This window comes from Pseudomonas sp. CFBP13509 (assembly GCF_005233485.1).
Lineage (GTDB): Bacteria > Pseudomonadota > Gammaproteobacteria > Pseudomonadales > Pseudomonadaceae > Aquipseudomonas > Aquipseudomonas marginalis.
In genome coordinates this window covers 72089-86091 of record NZ_QGAA01000024.1, presented here as the reverse complement: position 1 = coordinate 86091, position 14003 = coordinate 72089, and the positions used below count along the sequence as shown (strand labels likewise).

The 14003-nt window shown below is 61.6% G+C and carries 16 protein-coding genes and 1 pseudogene; 2 read left to right on the top strand and 15 right to left on the bottom strand.

The genetic code is table 11. The annotated features are described in order from the left end of the window. From PspCFBP13509_RS28135 to PspCFBP13509_RS28125, 3 genes and pseudogenes are all read right to left on the bottom strand, one after another. Positions 1–166 (bottom strand): annotated as a pseudogene (locus tag PspCFBP13509_RS28135) (arabinose ABC transporter substrate-binding protein); the annotation flags it as partial. 37 nt (positions 167–203) lie between these two features. Further along, positions 204–1025 carry an SDR family oxidoreductase gene (locus PspCFBP13509_RS28130; RefSeq protein ID WP_137212985.1) on the bottom strand — a complete coding sequence of 274 codons (822 nt, stop codon included), beginning with the start codon at positions 1023–1025 and terminating at the stop codon, positions 204–206. Between the two features lie 238 nt (positions 1026–1263). Then, positions 1264–1743 (bottom strand): GNAT family N-acetyltransferase, encoded by a 480-nt coding sequence (locus PspCFBP13509_RS28125; protein ID WP_027607824.1) that lies wholly within the window; start codon positions 1741–1743, stop codon positions 1264–1266. Positions 1744–1942: 199 nt separating this feature from the next. Between PspCFBP13509_RS28125 and PspCFBP13509_RS28120 the strand changes: the two genes are divergently transcribed. Beyond that, entirely contained in the window at positions 1943–2275 is a 333-nt protein-coding gene (locus PspCFBP13509_RS28120) for a hypothetical protein (RefSeq protein WP_027607823.1), read from the top strand. Positions 2276–2326: 51 nt separating this feature from the next. Further along, entirely contained in the window at positions 2327–2593 is a 267-nt protein-coding gene (locus PspCFBP13509_RS28115) for a hypothetical protein (protein ID WP_027607822.1), read from the top strand. 62 nt (positions 2594–2655) lie between these two features. Here the strand turns inward: PspCFBP13509_RS28115 and PspCFBP13509_RS28110 are convergent, their stop codons facing one another. The 12 genes from PspCFBP13509_RS28110 to mltG form a co-directional block, all read right to left on the bottom strand. Further along, positions 2656–3573 carry a PfkB family carbohydrate kinase gene (locus PspCFBP13509_RS28110; RefSeq protein WP_065926343.1) on the bottom strand — a complete coding sequence of 306 codons (918 nt, stop codon included), beginning with the start codon at positions 3571–3573 and terminating at the stop codon, positions 2656–2658. Continuing rightward, positions 3566–5032 carry a purine-cytosine permease family protein gene (locus PspCFBP13509_RS28105; protein ID WP_137212984.1) on the bottom strand — a complete coding sequence of 489 codons (1467 nt, stop codon included), beginning with the start codon at positions 5030–5032 and terminating at the stop codon, positions 3566–3568. Before PspCFBP13509_RS28105 ends, PspCFBP13509_RS28110 begins: the two co-directional genes overlap by 8 nt. Positions 5033–5091: 59 nt before the next feature. Then, positions 5092–6093 (bottom strand): ADP-ribosylglycohydrolase family protein, encoded by a 1002-nt coding sequence (locus tag PspCFBP13509_RS28100; RefSeq protein WP_065947751.1) that lies wholly within the window; start codon positions 6091–6093, stop codon positions 5092–5094. Then, positions 6090–6803, bottom strand: a complete 714-nt coding sequence (locus PspCFBP13509_RS28095; RefSeq protein ID WP_051429403.1) for a GntR family transcriptional regulator — start codon at positions 6801–6803, stop codon at positions 6090–6092. The genes PspCFBP13509_RS28100 and PspCFBP13509_RS28095 overlap by 4 nt, the downstream gene beginning before the upstream one ends. A 70-nt stretch (positions 6804–6873) precedes the next feature. Next, entirely contained in the window at positions 6874–7434 is a 561-nt protein-coding gene (locus tag PspCFBP13509_RS28090; protein WP_065939054.1) for a DUF1285 domain-containing protein, read from the bottom strand. A 16-nt stretch (positions 7435–7450) separates the two neighbouring features. Further along, positions 7451–8056: a DUF4823 domain-containing protein gene (locus tag PspCFBP13509_RS28085; protein ID WP_027607816.1), complete on the bottom strand. Its 606-nt coding sequence runs from the start codon at positions 8054–8056 to the stop codon at positions 7451–7453. A 144-nt stretch (positions 8057–8200) separates the two neighbouring features. After that, positions 8201–9169: a GTP 3',8-cyclase MoaA gene (locus PspCFBP13509_RS28080; protein ID WP_065926347.1), complete on the bottom strand. Its 969-nt coding sequence runs from the start codon at positions 9167–9169 to the stop codon at positions 8201–8203. Positions 9170–9283: 114 nt separating this feature from the next. Then, the gene (locus PspCFBP13509_RS28075; RefSeq protein ID WP_027607814.1) at positions 9284–9952 is read right to left on the bottom strand and encodes a TetR/AcrR family transcriptional regulator; all 669 of its coding nucleotides are present in this window, start codon (positions 9950–9952) and stop codon (positions 9284–9286) included. Positions 9953–10397: 445 nt separating this feature from the next. Then, positions 10398–11183 (bottom strand): TatD family hydrolase, encoded by a 786-nt coding sequence (locus PspCFBP13509_RS28070; RefSeq protein WP_074847483.1) that lies wholly within the window; start codon positions 11181–11183, stop codon positions 10398–10400. Positions 11184–11246: 63 nt separating this feature from the next. After that, on the bottom strand, positions 11247–12236 hold the full coding sequence (locus PspCFBP13509_RS28065; RefSeq protein WP_074847484.1) for a DNA polymerase III subunit delta': 990 nt from the start codon (positions 12234–12236) through the stop codon (positions 11247–11249). Continuing rightward, positions 12229–12861 (bottom strand): dTMP kinase, encoded by a 633-nt coding sequence (gene tmk / locus PspCFBP13509_RS28060; RefSeq protein WP_027607811.1) that lies wholly within the window; start codon positions 12859–12861, stop codon positions 12229–12231. Before tmk ends, PspCFBP13509_RS28065 begins: the two co-directional genes overlap by 8 nt. A gap of 19 nt (positions 12862–12880) precedes the next feature. Beyond that, positions 12881–14002 (bottom strand): endolytic transglycosylase MltG, encoded by a 1122-nt coding sequence (mltG, locus tag PspCFBP13509_RS28055; RefSeq protein ID WP_137212983.1) that lies wholly within the window; start codon positions 14000–14002, stop codon positions 12881–12883. Position 14003: the final 1 nt, after the last annotated feature.

Genomic DNA, 14003 nt, shown 5'->3' with positions numbered 1-14003 from the left:
AGCCATGTTCCTTGCCGGCTTTTTCGGCAAAGGCCCATTCGGTCTGGAACCACGGCTCCTCGGCCTGCTTGACCAGGAAGCCGATTTTCACTTCCTCGGCAAATGCGAAAGTACTGAGGCCGCTGAGCACGGCGGCAGCTGCCAGTACGCGTATTGCTTTTTTCATGAACGGCACCTCTTGTTGTTATTGGGAGTGGCAAGTTCTAGTCGTGGTACATCACCGACCGCCCGCCATCGATCATCAGGCAGGTGGCATTGATAAAGGGCGCCTCGTCGGTCGCCAGGAACAGCGCCGTCATCGCCACCTCGATGGGCTGGCCGATGCGCTTGGGCGGGTGCAGGTCGAACGCACGCTGGCGTTCGGCGTGGGGGTCGGGGAAACCGTTCCAGTAGTCGACGTTGAGCTGGGTCTCGATATAGCCCGGGGCGATGGCATTCACGCGGATGCCCTTGGGCGCGTATTCGATGCCAAGGGCGCGGGTAAGGCCGAGCAGGCCGTGCTTGGCGACCGGGTAGGGAAAGCAGCCGGGAATGATGTGGCTGGAATGGGTGGAGGCGATATTGATGATGTTGCCGATGCCCTGCTCGATCATGTGTGGCAGCACCGTGCGGCAGCCGTACCAGGCGCCGTCGAGGTCGATGGCGAAGCAACGGCGCCAGTCTTCGTCGCTCATCTCCAGCGGGTCGCGGAACACGTTGACCCCGGCGCAATTGACCAGCACATCCACCCGGCCGAAGCGCTCAATGGCCACATTGACCAACGCCAGCCATTGCGCTTTGGAGGTGATATCGACGGGTGGGGCGTAGATCTCGGCGCCGCGTTCGCGCCAGTGGGCAGCGACTTTCTCGACCTTTTCGCCCTGGATATCGGCGATCACCAGGCGCGCCTGCTGGGCCTGGAAACACGCGACGATCGCCTCACCAATGCCCTGGGCGGCGCCGGTGATGATCACCACCTTGTTCTTCAGGCGCTCGCCGTAGGTTGGCTCGGGCACGGCGGGTAATGACAACGGTTGGGCCTGCATCGCGTCACCTGTTTTATTTTTGGCAGTGAGTGCTGATGCAGACGACTATAAACCCATCATTTGAAACATCTCAATATATAAATTTGCATCCCACATAGTGAGCAAAATCAAAAAATAATGTGGGAGGGGGCTTACTCCCGATAGCGGCACGTCAGCTACAGAAAGGCTGACTGATTCCCCGCTATCGGGAGCAAGCCCCCTCCCACATTTGATCTACAGTGTGTTCAAGAAGGTGGCTTCAACCGAGAGCAAAATCCCGCAGCGCATCACCTTCCATGCGATAGCGCACCCACTCCTCCTGCGGCTGGGCGCCGATGGATTTATAAAAGGCAATCGCCGGCTCGTTCCAGTCCAGCACGCTCCACTCGAAGCGCGCGCACCCGTTATCAAAGGCAATCTTCGCCAAATGACGCAACAGCTTCTTGCCCGCCCCGCCACCACGTTGTTCCGGGTTGATGTACAAGTCTTCCAGGTACAGGCAGTTGCTGCCCAGCCACGTGGAATAGCTGAAAAAGAACACCGCAAACCCAATCGGCAAGCCATCCCGCGAGCAGATCAGGCCATGGGCGGTGGCGCCCTCGCTGAACAGGCTGCGCTGGATGTCCACCACGCTGGCGATCACTTCATGCCGGGCTTTCTCGTACTCGGCGAGTTCGGTGATGAAAGTCAGGATCTGCGCAGCATCGCTGGGCACGGCGGGGCGAATCTCGATGGTCATGGGCGAGCCTTGGGCAATTTCAAAGCACACATACTAAGGCGCTTTGATGACTGATTGCAGTGCAATTTATGGGGAGCCCGGCAACCGACACACAAAATCTTACAGGTGCCACGGCACCGTTCGTCGCCACCCAGGCACGATCATCAAGGCACAACTGACCAATAGAGGGTAAGGACATCAATCATATGGAGACACCCTCATGAAGCATTCCAAGTTTGCCGCCCTCGCATTTGCTGGCCTGTTGTCTTCGGTTTCGCTGAGTGGTTTCGCTGCCACGTCGTCCACTGGTCCTACCAACCCGGACGCCACCACCGAATCGCAGAAATCCATGGGCACGGGCCTGGACACCAACGGCGGCGCGGTCATCGATAACACCAATGGTGCCGACCCGCATACCCAGGGTCACGATACCCAACGCCAGGCGCCAGCGGCCGTCGGCAACGGCAAAATGGGCCCTTCGGTGAATGAGCCGAAGATCAATAAAGGCGATGACTCGAACCTGCCGGGCGCGCCGAAACAGCCTGCGCCTTGACGCATCAAATGCAATCGCAACACCCGATCATTCCCCAATGAAGAGGTACGCATGAACGTCGATAAAGACCTTGAAAAAGAAGTCCTCACCCGCCTGCTGCACGCTCATCCCCAGGGGCTGGGCAAGGAAGTGCTGGATAACTACCGCGGAGAGAAAGTGGTCGCCAGTGCGTTGGCATTTCTGCAAGACCGCGGGTTGATCAAGGATGGGCATGTGACCACCGACGACGCCGGTGAATACTCGCTGAATCTGCCGATCAAGTTGACGGCGTCGGGTGTGGACGAGGCGCGCAAACTCGAAGGTGAGACGCGCCAGTAGTCCTCATGTAAAACCCAATGTGAGAGGGAGTAAGCCTTCCTCTCACATGCTTGGGCCTATGTTCAGTCAGTAAGTAATGCGTCGACTTCAGCGGTGCCTGGGGAAGTTGCCGGGCCCCAACGCGTCACCGCCAGGGCCGCCGCTGCGTTCGCCCGCTGTGCTGCCGCAGCAGGTTTCAACCCAGCCGCCAACCCCGCAATAAACACGCCCGCATGCGCATCGCCCGCGCCATTGCTATCCACCGCCTGCACCTTGAAGCCCGGCACATGCTCGATCTGACCCGCACGCCCCACCCAGCAGCCATTCGGCCCGTCCCGCACCACCAGCAGCGTCTCGGCGGGCAGGTGCTGACTGAGCGCGGGCAACGCGGCGGCGATGCTCGCCGCACCGGTGAACGCCAAGGCTTCAGGACCATTGCTGGTCCAGATATCGATACGTGGCAACAGCGCACCCATCAAGGCCGAATCCGGCGCTTTGACCAGCGGCCCCGGATCGAACACCACCACGACTTCCCGGGGCAGTGCCAGCAGCCAGTCGATCAGCGCCTGGGCCTTGCCTTCCAGGAGCAGGCTGTAGCCACTGACGTAGACGTAGTCGTCGACACGCGGTACGACGGTGGTCAAATCCTCCTGGCTGAGTTCACCCTCGACGCCGATATGGGAAATGAACGTGCGCTCGGTAGTGGCTTCGGTCAGGGACACGCACAAGCCAGTGTCCTTTGCGCTGCTGGCCGCCAGGGCCATGTCAATGCCCTCGGCCTGCATCGCTGCGCGGGCCAGGTCGCCGAAGCGGCCAGTGCCGTGACGGCCCAGATAGACCACCGGCAAGCCATTGCGCCGCGCCGCCGCCATCACGTTGAAACCACCGCCGGCTTCGAAGCTGGCGGACTTGGCCAGCACGTCGCCGCCGGTCGCAGGCAAGGTGTCGAGGGCCATGACCAGGTCGACGATGACCTGGCCGGTGTGCAGCAATCTAGACATTAGGGCTCTCTACCAACGCCGGACGACGGTCAGCCGCGCCGCCCAGTACCGCATAAATCCCACCGGCGACCAGGAAAGTGACGATCCAGCCCAGGCCATTGTGGCCGAGCCAGGAGTCGGACAACGGCCCGGCGAACCAGATATTCTCGGCGGTGGTGCCGATGGTGGTGAAGCTGAAACCCAGTACGATGGCCACGGCCCAGGCGCCGAAGGCGCGCCATTCCACACCGCCGCGATACCAGTAGGCGCTGCTCGGGCTCACGTCCAGCAGGTCCTTGGGGCTGTAGTAGTGACGATGGATCAGGTCGACCACGAAGATCCCAACCCACGCGGTGATCGGCACCGCCAGCAACGAGATGAAGGTGATGAACGGGCCGTAGAAACTGTCGGCGATCAGCATGAAGTAGATGGAACCGGCGAAGATCGCCACGATGTCGACGATCACCGCATGCACGCGCTTGACCTTCAGGCCAAGGGTCAAGGTGGTCAGGCCGGCCGAATACACCGACAGGTTGTTCGACAGCAGCAGCCCGCCAAACGCGGTGATCAGGTACGGCACCGCCATCCAGGTGGGCAGCATGTCGCGGATCGCGATGATCGGGTCAGTGGCCGCGGCCAGGTCGTTGTTGCCGACCGATAGCAGGCCGCCGAGGGTAATCAGCAACACCAGCGGAATGCCCGCACCAAATGCCGCCGACGCCACCAGGCGCACGGCCGTGACGCTGCGGTGCTGGTAGCGCGACATGTCGGCACCGGCGTTGGCCCAGCCGATACCGGTACCGGCGGCCATGGTGCCGATGCCGATGATCATCGCGCTCAGGGGAGCCGGGGTGGCGTTGAACACCGCACTCCAGTCGATGGTGGCGCAGAGGAAACCGCCCACCAGGATATTCAACGCGCCGAACACGTAGGTGGCCCACTTCTGGATCACCAGCAAGGTGGCGTGGCCCAGGCCCGATACGGCCAAGGTCAGCAACACGAAAATGCCGATGAAGATCAGGGTGAGGACCGGTGCGCTTTTCGCCTCCACCGCAGAGCCGAACAGAATTGAACACAACGACAGCAACACGAAGGCCGCCGTGGTGGTGTTGACGGTTTCCCAGCCCAGGCGCGACATCAACGACACCAGCGTCGGGCCGATATTGCCGCGCACGCCGAAGATGGCGCGGGACAAGGTCAGGCTGGGGGCACGACCGCGACGGCCGGCGATGGAGATGATGCCCACCACGGCGAACGAGCCCGCGGCGCCGAGGATCGCGACGATGATCGCCTGCCAGATGGCCAGGCCGCGAAACGCCACGAGGGTGGCGCCGAGGGGCAGGCCGAGGATGCTGATATTGGCGGCGAACCACACCCAGAACAGTTGCAGTGGATGGCCGTTGCACTCGCCTTCAGGGACCGGTTCGATACCGCGGGTTTCCAATTGCCCAGCGCTTTGGCCGGAAGAAGTGCTGCTCATGAGTGGTGCTCCTGGTGCCTGTATTGTTGTGATTGTGGCGGATACGCGGTCTTCCTGACTCAGCGCAATGCGAGCAAGCCTTGAACCAGCGGCTGCAGATCGAGGCCGTTGACCTGCTTGACCTGTTTGATCATTGATTCGGGCCAGCACTGCAGGCCGAGGCAGGCACCGAGCATCGCGCCGAGCATCGCGGCAATCGTGTCGGTATCGCCGCCCAGGCTGGCGGCCAGGCAAAGGGCTTCGAACGCGTTCATGGCCCCCACTGCCACTTGCTGGGCGAGGGCAAACGACACCACCACCGACTCCTGGGAGGCGACGGAGGTGCCAATCAATTCATACAGCAGGTCGGCGAACAGGGCTGTGTCGCCGCTGCCGACGCTCAGGGTGCGCGCCCAACTGATACGGGTGGAGATGCGCCCGCCGGCAATCCAATGGCCATGGCCTTCCGCCTGTTGAGCCACCTGGGTGCCGATATTCAAGGCTTCACCCAAGTCCACACCGTTGATGCCCGCGGACACCACCGCCGCCACTGCCGCGGCGCTGGAGATGCCCAGGTTGGTGTTGTGGGTGACCTGGCAGGCCTGGATCACCGCCTGGATAAATCGCGCCGGGTCGCTGACATCGGCGGCGATTCCCACTGGGGTGATGCGCATGGCGGCGCCATTGGTGGTGCCGTAGCGCCCGGATTCTTCCGGGGTATGGCCGTTGAGGATCATATCGATTGCACGCTTGGTCGACGGGCCGAGCAGATCCTGGGAGCCCTTGGCGCGCATCACCGCTTCCCAATCGATCAGGCGCCGGGCGAGCACGGCGGGGTCGATCTTGCCTCGGCCCTCGACCAGCAGCTCACCGACCAGGATCGCTTGCTCGGTGTCATCGGTGATGGAGCCCGCCGGCATATTGGGCGCGATGGGTTGGTCGGCGTCGGCATTTTCCAGGCCGGTAATGGCACCAAAGCGCTGTTGCACTTGCTCACGGCTCAGGGATTGGGTGGGCATGCCCAGGGCATCGCCCAACGCCAGGCCGTAGAAAGCGCCGAGGGCGCGGGTATTGGGGGTCATTTTGAAGATCCAAACTGCAGGTGCAGGCGAAAGTGCAGAGGGTCGAGCAGGCTTTCGACGTACTCCATGAAGCGCTCGCGGCGATCGTAGGTGGTGCGCGAGGCCTTGAGGAACACCGTGCCCACCGGGCGGCCAAGCAACTCGGCATCTTCATCGCTGAGGGGCTCGGCGCCGATCCATTGGTCACCTTCGGCACCGACGTAACCGTAGGCTGCCAGGGTGATGGTCAGGGAATTATCGATCAGCCCAACGCGCGGCAGGCTTTCCAGGCCACCGGACGCGGGCATCAGCGAGCGCTCAAGGGAAACGGCCGTGCCATCAGTCGTGCGGCGACGGCGGTCGAGGGCGATAAATTGGTCGGTGCCGAAGCGACTGAACAGATCGGCGCGCGTCACCGCTTCCAGGCGCAGAATATCGGTGGTCACCAGGGCCCCGGTGTCCGCCAGGGCCTGGGCCCAACCGCTGGTTTGATCCAGCGCCATGCCATCAAATGTGACGATGGAGCCCACGCCGCTCTGGGTCGCGATGTAATTGCGCCTTTTGAGTTCGGCGAGGGCTTCACGCAGCGTGCCCCGGCTGACCGCAAACTCTTCAGCCAGTTGATGCTCGCCCGGCAACAGGAAACCGTCGGCCATCACCCCTCCCTCGATACGGCGGATGAGCTCGTCGACGACGCGTTTTTTCTTATCAAATCGGACATGTCTAATCATGTACAAATTGATAACCGAAAGCGGCCATTTGCAGCAAGCGAATTATTTCAGGGAGATGAAAAAACCGGTCTCACGGCTCCAGGCCAATACGGAAAAACTCGCCGCCGCTCCATACGCCAAGCCAGTTCTGACCATTGATCGGGCGACTCACTGCCAACTCCACCAATTGGTAGAACACATTGCGATGCACCAGGGCTTCGAGGTTGGTACGCACGCGCAGATAGGGGGACGGTTCCTGGGTGACGGGATCGATCACCACCCGCAGTGGATGCTCAATATCGGCTGCAACCTGCTCGTCGACGTTGGTGGTGAAACGCAGCACCTGGCTTTCGCCCTGCCCTTCGACGTCGAGAGTAACCGCGACAAAGGGCGCATCATCGACGGTGATACCGACTTTTTCCACTGGGGTGATCAGGAAGTAATCATCGCCATCTCGACGGATGATAGTAGAGAACAATTTGACCATCGGCTTACGCCCGATCGGCGTGCCCTGGTAGAACCAGGTGCCGTCACGGGCGATGCGCATGTCGATGTTGCCGCAGAAATCCGGGTTCCACAGATGCACCGGCGCCGGTCCCTTGCCCTTGGGCAACTGAGCCAACAGATCGTTGGCCTTGGCGGAATCGGTCATGGTGTTCTCCTTGGTGTTACTGATCGCCCATGCCCAACAGGCCTCGGGCGTACTGCGCCAAGGGGCGGGCAATCAGGTCTTCTGGCTTGTTGTCGTGGAACGTCAGTAAACCGCCACGACTGCGAATACGTGCAGTATCAATCAAATACTGGGTGCTGGTCTCGATCAACATGATCTGGATTACCCCGTTGTCCAGGCCAAGCCGGTCCAGCGCCTCTTGATCAGCCCATTCGTCGGCGTTGCCAATACGGTCATCGGCCTTGGCGAAACGGCAGTACAGCAGGTAGTGGGCACCCGCCGCACGGGCCTCGGCCATCGCCTGCTCCAGGCCTTCCGGCTGACGAGCACGACGCACCATGGGGAAGTATTCGACGAAACCGTTGAAGGCTTCCTCGGCAACCACATTCGGCCGCGGGTAGGCGCTGCCGGGCGGTACAAATGCACCCTGGGCGATAAAGACAAAGGAATCCGGCTGTATGCGCACCGAGGCGGTACGACGAGTGTCGCTGTGGTCCAGCAACCCGGCGTCGCTCATCTGATAACGGGTGCCTTCGGCCATATCGCTGACGGTCATGCAACCACTCAGCGTCAACGACGCCAGCAACAAAACCAGACTACGCATCCTAATCCTCCAGAAGCCGGTGACGGAAAACCGGCGAATGGACACGAGATGCAGAATCCGCGCCATTTGGAAACAACGCAGAACTAAATGTGGGAGGGGGCTTGCTCCCTCCCACATTGGATGATGTTTAATCTTGGGAAAGCATTATCCGCCAATGATCTTCATGATCGTCGCACCGCCGGAGAAGGCCACTTCCTGCTTATCGCCCAAGGCCTTCATCAGCAGGCCTTGCAGGGCCGGCAGCGCCTGGTGGCGAGGCTTGTCCAACAGGTCGCCGACATAGTGACGGTTGCTCGACGACAGGCAGCCATGCAGCCAGCCGGTCGACGACAAGCGCAGCCGTGAACAGGTGCGGCAGAACGGTACGCTTTCGTTGGCGATCACGCCGAAGAAGCCTTTGCCCGGCACTTCGTAGCGTACCGCCGTGGCGTCCACGGGAGCGTTGGCTTGCAGGTATTCGTGGTGTTCGCCGATCAGGCCGAGCAGTTGTTGCAGGCTGACGAACTGCTGCAGGAATGCATTGGAGTCCTTGGCCAGGTGGCCCATGCGCATCAACTCGATAAAACGCAGCTCGTAGCCACGCTCCAGACAGTAGTCGAGCAGCGGCATCACCTGGTCGAGGTTCTGGCCGCGCAACGGCACCATGTTGACCTTGATCTTGATCCCGGCAGCACGCGCCTGGTCCATGCCATCGAGCACGGTCGCCAGGTCGCCGCCACGGGCGATGCTGCGAAAGGCGCCGGCATCCAGGGTATCGAGGGAGACGTTGATACGCCGAATCCCCGCATCCACCAGCAGCGGCAGTTTGCGCGCCAGCAACTGGCCGTTGGTGGTCAGGCTGATGTCGCTGAGGCCCATGCCGCCCACGGCGCCCATGAAGGCTTCCAGCTTGGGGCTGACCAGCGGCTCGCCACCGGTGATGCGCAAGCGCTCGATGCCCGCCGCCTCGATCAGGTAGGCCACGCCACGGGCCATGGCCTCGGCCGAGAGTTCGTCCTGGGCAGCCACCAGCCGCTTGCCGTTCGGCACGCAGTAGGTACACGCGTAATTGCAGGCTGAGGTCAGGCTGATCCGCAAATTGCGAAAACGCCTGCCTTGACGATCAACGATCATGGATCACTCCGGCAGAGGATGATTCGGGCGTGCTAAAAACTGACTGATAAATCAGCTTTTAGCAATATCCTTGCCTGAGTATATTCCTGGGTTACTGCGCCTGGCAGCAAATCATTACGTGGCCGGGGTTTCGACGGGGGCCGCTTCAACCAGTGCCGGCTCGGAGCTGTGCTTGCGCTTGTTGCCCATGCGCACACCGATATCCATCAGGAACTGGAAGAAACCTTCCTGGTCTTCCAGCACATTGCTCCAGAACGGCGAGTGGTACAGCGCCACGGCGCCGTGCACCAAGGCCCAGGCGGCGCAGTAGTGGAAATACGGCGGTACGTCTTCAAGCTTGCCTTCGCTGATGCGGCCCTTGATCAGCAGGGTCAGGCGCTCGAAGTTCGAGGCGCGGATCTTGTGCAGCTCCTCGACCATCTCCGGCACTTGATGGCCCTTGACCACCTTCTCTTCCAGGCGGTCGAACAGGCGGTAGCGCTGCGGGTCGCGCATGCGGAACTCGAAGTAGGCGCGGGACAGCGCTTCCTTGTCCTTGTCGACATCGGCCGAATGCAGCAGCTCGTTCAAGTCGCGCTCGTAGTCGAGCATCAGGCGCAGGTAGATCTCGGCCTTGGACTTGAAGTGCTTGTAGATCGTGCCTTTGCCGATACCCACGGCATCCGCGATCATCTCGACGGTGACGCTGTCTTCGCCTTGTTCGAGGAACAACTTGAGTGCGGTGTCGAGAATTTCCTGCTCACGGCGGCGAAACTCACGGACCTTACGGGGTTCTTTGTGCATGAGGAAGAGGTCTGCAAAGGTCGGAATAGGGAGGGCTGCGCAGGGCCACGAATACATGGCGATACGATTTACCCAGTGCGAGGGATTATCCCGACTGAACGGTCGTTGGGCAACGTCTATGTGAACCCGCCCTGCACTTTACTTTCAAGGCGCCAACGTTTTCATGCCTATCAGTCAGAAATAATACGCAACAACTGCACCCGTGCACCTGCCCAATGAGAACTCAAGCGAAGCGCATGTATTCCAAATCTGTTTAAAAAACGATCAGTCGCGACTGGACTGAATCAGATACTGATCAATACTTGAACTGTCGGCGTGACATCTCCCCCAAGTGAAGCGCCGACCTGGGTACCGACGGACTGTGTGCCCTTGTTTTACTCCTAATGGTCTTAACCCGGATTCACCCCCCAGAACCCGGGTTTTTTTTGCCTGCGATTCAGTCGTGTCATGCGGCGACGTGGGCCAGCGGGAACAGGCGCTTGAAGTTCTCGGTGGTCTGCTCGGCAAAGCGCTCATAGGACTCACCGCGCAGCATCGCCAGGTAGTCCGCCACATCCCGTACATATTCGGGCAGGTTCGGTTTGCCACGATGGGGAATCGGCGCCAGGTACGGCGAATCGGTTTCCACCAGCAGGCGGTCGGCTGGCACTTGGCGCGCCACGTCGCGCAGGGCATCGGCATTGCGGAAAGTGACAATGCCCGACAGGGAAATATAGAACCCCAGGTCGAGCGCTGCCTTGGCCATGTCCCAATCCTCGGTAAAGCAATGCAACACGCCGGCCTGGGGCAACGCGGCTTCGCGCAACAGGGCCAGGGTGTCGGCACGGGCACCACGGGTGTGGACGATCACCGGCTTGCCGGTTTGCCCGGCGGCCTGCAAATGCAGGCGAAACGAGGCCTGCTGCAACTCGGCGGCTTCCGGCTCGTAATGGTAGTCCAGGCCGGTTTCGCCAATGGCCACCACCCGCGAGTGATTGAGCTCACCCAGCAGCCAGTCGAGGGCCGGGGCTTCGCCGGGCTTGAGGTCCAGCGGGTGGATACCCACCGAGCAATCCACATCGGCATAACGCTCAGCCAAGGCTTTGACGTCGGCAGCATTTTCGGCGCTGACGCCAATGCACAGGAAATGCCCTACCCCACGCTGGCGTGCAGCGTCGAGGGCAGCATCCAGGGAGCCGCCATGCTGGGCAAGGTCGAGGCGATCAAGGTGGCAATGGGAATCTACAAGCATAGGAAATTACGACTTAGGTCACGGAAAGTGTCTGGCCAACGATACACTCGTCGGCCAAGGAAATTAACGGCGGCCGAGCAAGCCAACCCACTGCACCAGCAGGGCTTCAAGCAACAGCACGCGGTTGAGGTTGGCCTTGCCGAGCACCTTCTGGCGCTGGGCGAGGATCCAGTCCTGGATAGTCAGCACCTTGTCCTGGGCACTTTTCTGCGCGAGGTATTGCACCACCTTGCGCATGTCCGGCAGGCCCAGGCCATTTTCATCCTGGGTCAACTGGTAGCGCAGGATCAGGCTCGACCAATCACAGAACCAGTCGAACAGCAGCAGCAAGGGAATGTCCTTCCAGGCGCTTTCAGCCAACTGGGTGGCGGACAGCTCTTGCTTGAGCAGTTTTTTCACCCCATCCACAACCAGGGCGCGTTGCTCACGTACGCCCTGGGCTTGCAGCTTGACGGCCGCCAGCGGGGAACCGGCCGCCAGGGTCAGCAACTCGATCCGCTCCTCTGCGGAGCAATCCGGCAGCGCCTTCGCCAGCCATTGCAGGCTCATGGCTTCGCTGGGCAACGGGCAGGCCTGCTGTACACAACGGCTGCGAATGGTCGGCAACAAGCGGCTGGACTGGTGGCTCACCAGCAACAGCACCGTGTCGCCGGAGGGTTCTTCCAGGCTCTTGAGCAAGGCATTGGCGGCGTTGATGTTCATCGCCTCCACCGGCTCGATCAGCACCACCTTGCGCCCGCCCATCTGCGCGGTCTGCACCACGAAACTGACGAGGTCACGCACCTGGTCGACCTTGATCGCCTTATCGGCCTCCTCGGGTTCGAGCAGGTAGTTGTCCGGGTGGCTGCCGGCCTTGAGCAACAGGCAGGATTTGCACGCGCCGCAGGCTTCAAGGTTGACCGGGCGCTGGCACAGCAGGCTGGCCATGAGTCGCTCAGCCAGATCGCGCTTACCAATCCCGATCGGCCCATGCAGCAGATAGGCATGGGCGTGCTGGGCACGGCCGGCCAACTGCTGCCAGAGACTGTCCTGCCATGGGTAGGCTTCAGCCACGGGCGCGCTCCAACAGCTTGGGTAACAGGGCGTCGATGGCCTGCTGCACCTGCGTCAACGGCTGGGCTGCGTCCAGCAGGTGGTAGCGCGCCGGTTCCGCCTGGGCGCGCTTGAGAAACGCGCTGCGCACAGCATCGAAAAACCCCTGGCCTTCCAGTTCGAAACGGTCGAGACGCCCACGGGCGCTGGCGCGGGCCATGCCCACTGCCACCGGCAGGTCGAACAACAGGGTCAGGTCGGGACGTAGATCACCCTGCACAAAGGTTTCCAACGTGGCGATACGCGCCAGGGACAAACCCCGGCCACCGCCCTGGTAGGCATACGTGGAATCGGTAAAACGGTCGCAGATCACCACGGCACCGCGGGCCAGGGCCGGACGAATCACCTCGGCCAGGTGCTGGGCACGGGCAGCGAACACCAGCAGCAGCTCGGTGTCCGGGTTCATCTGTTCTTCGCCTGGGGCCAGCAACACGTCACGGATGCGCTCGGCCAGGGGTGTACCGCCGGGCTCACGGGTCAACACCACCTCGACACCTTCAGCGCGCAAGCGGCCGGCCAGGTAATCGCGGTTGGTGCTTTTGCCGGCGCCTTCCGGGCCTTCCAGGGTAATAAACAAGCCAGTCACAGGCAGTCCTTAGTCAGAGTCATTGCGGGCTTTGCGGCGCGGCGGCATCCGGCGCGGGCTCGGCGGGTGCATCAGCAGGCGGCGCTACGTCTTCCGGCGGTTTTACCAGCGGTGCCGGGCTTGAGCGGTAATCGGCACGGCGCTTGAGCTGGAACTCACGCACAGCGGCATTATGCGCACCCAGGTCATCGGAGAAAATATGGCTGCCGTCGCCACGGGCGACGAAATACAGGCTGCTGCCCGGCACCGGGTTCAACGCGGCATGGATCGCCTCGCGGCCGACCATGGCGATGGGTGTCGGCGGCAGGCCGGCAACCATGTAAGTGTTATAGGGGTTGGCTTCCTTGAGGTGCGCACGGGTCAACTTGCCGTTGTAGCGCTCACCCAGGCCGTAGATCACGGTGGGGTCCGTCTGCAGCAGCATGCCGATCTTCAGGCGGCGTACGAATACCCCGGCAATCTGCCCGCGCTCTTCCGGCACACCGGTCTCTTTCTCCACCAGGGAGGCCATGATCAAGGCTTGATAGGGGTCGGTATAGGGCGCGTCGGCAGCACGCTTGCTCCACTCCTGGGCGAGTACATCATCCAGGCGGTTATAGGCTTTCTTCAGGAACTCGACATCGGTCATGCCGCGCACGAAGCGGTAGGTATCCGGGAAGAACCGACCTTCGGGGAACACGCCAGGATGGCCGAGCTTGTCCATCACTTCGCTGTCACTCAGGCCCGCCAGGGTCTGCACGATCTTTTCATGCTTGGCCAGGGCCGAACGCACCTGGCGGAAATTCCAGCCCTCCACCAGCGTCAGGCTGTATTGCACCACTTCGCCGCGCTGCCACAGGCCGATCAGGCCTTCGGCGGTCATGCCCGGGGTCATGCGGTATTCACCGCTGTGCAGCGGTTGACCGTCCAGGTTGAAGCGCCAATACAGGCGCAACCAGAACGCGCCGTCGAGCACGCCATCGGCTTCCAGGCGATTGAAGGTCCCGGTGGGCGTCGCCCCGGCCGGCACATCGAGCAATTGCTCCTGGGTCAGATTCAACGGCTGCTTCAAGGCAGCGTCATATTTCCACGCGGAAAACCCCAACAGCAAAGCCGCCGAGAACAGACCGATCAGCAGCAGTACAACCAGTTTTCGTATCAAC

Excerpts from the sequence above, each read along its gene's own strand:
- PspCFBP13509_RS28125 (WP_027607824.1), bottom strand. The coding sequence starts at position 1,743 with ATGACCATCGAGATTCGCCCCGCCGTGCCCAGCGATGCTGCGCAGATC.
- PspCFBP13509_RS28070 (WP_074847483.1), bottom strand. The coding sequence starts at position 11,183 with ATGCTTGTAGATTCCCATTGCCACCTTGATCGCCTCGACCTTGCCCAG.
- PspCFBP13509_RS28095 (WP_051429403.1), bottom strand. The coding sequence starts at position 6,803 with ATGATTAGACATGTCCGATTTGATAAGAAAAAACGCGTCGTCGACGAG.
- PspCFBP13509_RS28130 (WP_137212985.1), bottom strand. The coding sequence starts at position 1,025 with ATGCAGGCCCAACCGTTGTCATTACCCGCCGTGCCCGAGCCAACCTAC.
- PspCFBP13509_RS28120 (WP_027607823.1), top strand. The coding sequence starts at position 1,943 with ATGAAGCATTCCAAGTTTGCCGCCCTCGCATTTGCTGGCCTGTTGTCT.
- PspCFBP13509_RS28100 (WP_065947751.1), bottom strand. The coding sequence starts at position 6,093 with ATGACCCCCAATACCCGCGCCCTCGGCGCTTTCTACGGCCTGGCGTTG.
- PspCFBP13509_RS28080 (WP_065926347.1), bottom strand. The coding sequence starts at position 9,169 with ATGATCGTTGATCGTCAAGGCAGGCGTTTTCGCAATTTGCGGATCAGC.
- PspCFBP13509_RS28115 (WP_027607822.1), top strand. The coding sequence starts at position 2,327 with ATGAACGTCGATAAAGACCTTGAAAAAGAAGTCCTCACCCGCCTGCTG.
- PspCFBP13509_RS28075 (WP_027607814.1), bottom strand. The coding sequence starts at position 9,952 with ATGCACAAAGAACCCCGTAAGGTCCGTGAGTTTCGCCGCCGTGAGCAG.
- PspCFBP13509_RS28085 (WP_027607816.1), bottom strand. The coding sequence starts at position 8,056 with ATGCGTAGTCTGGTTTTGTTGCTGGCGTCGTTGACGCTGAGTGGTTGC.
- PspCFBP13509_RS28110 (WP_065926343.1), bottom strand. The coding sequence starts at position 3,573 with ATGTCTAGATTGCTGCACACCGGCCAGGTCATCGTCGACCTGGTCATG.
- PspCFBP13509_RS28105 (WP_137212984.1), bottom strand. The coding sequence starts at position 5,032 with ATGAGCAGCACTTCTTCCGGCCAAAGCGCTGGGCAATTGGAAACCCGC.
- PspCFBP13509_RS28090 (WP_065939054.1), bottom strand. The coding sequence starts at position 7,434 with ATGACCGATTCCGCCAAGGCCAACGATCTGTTGGCTCAGTTGCCCAAG.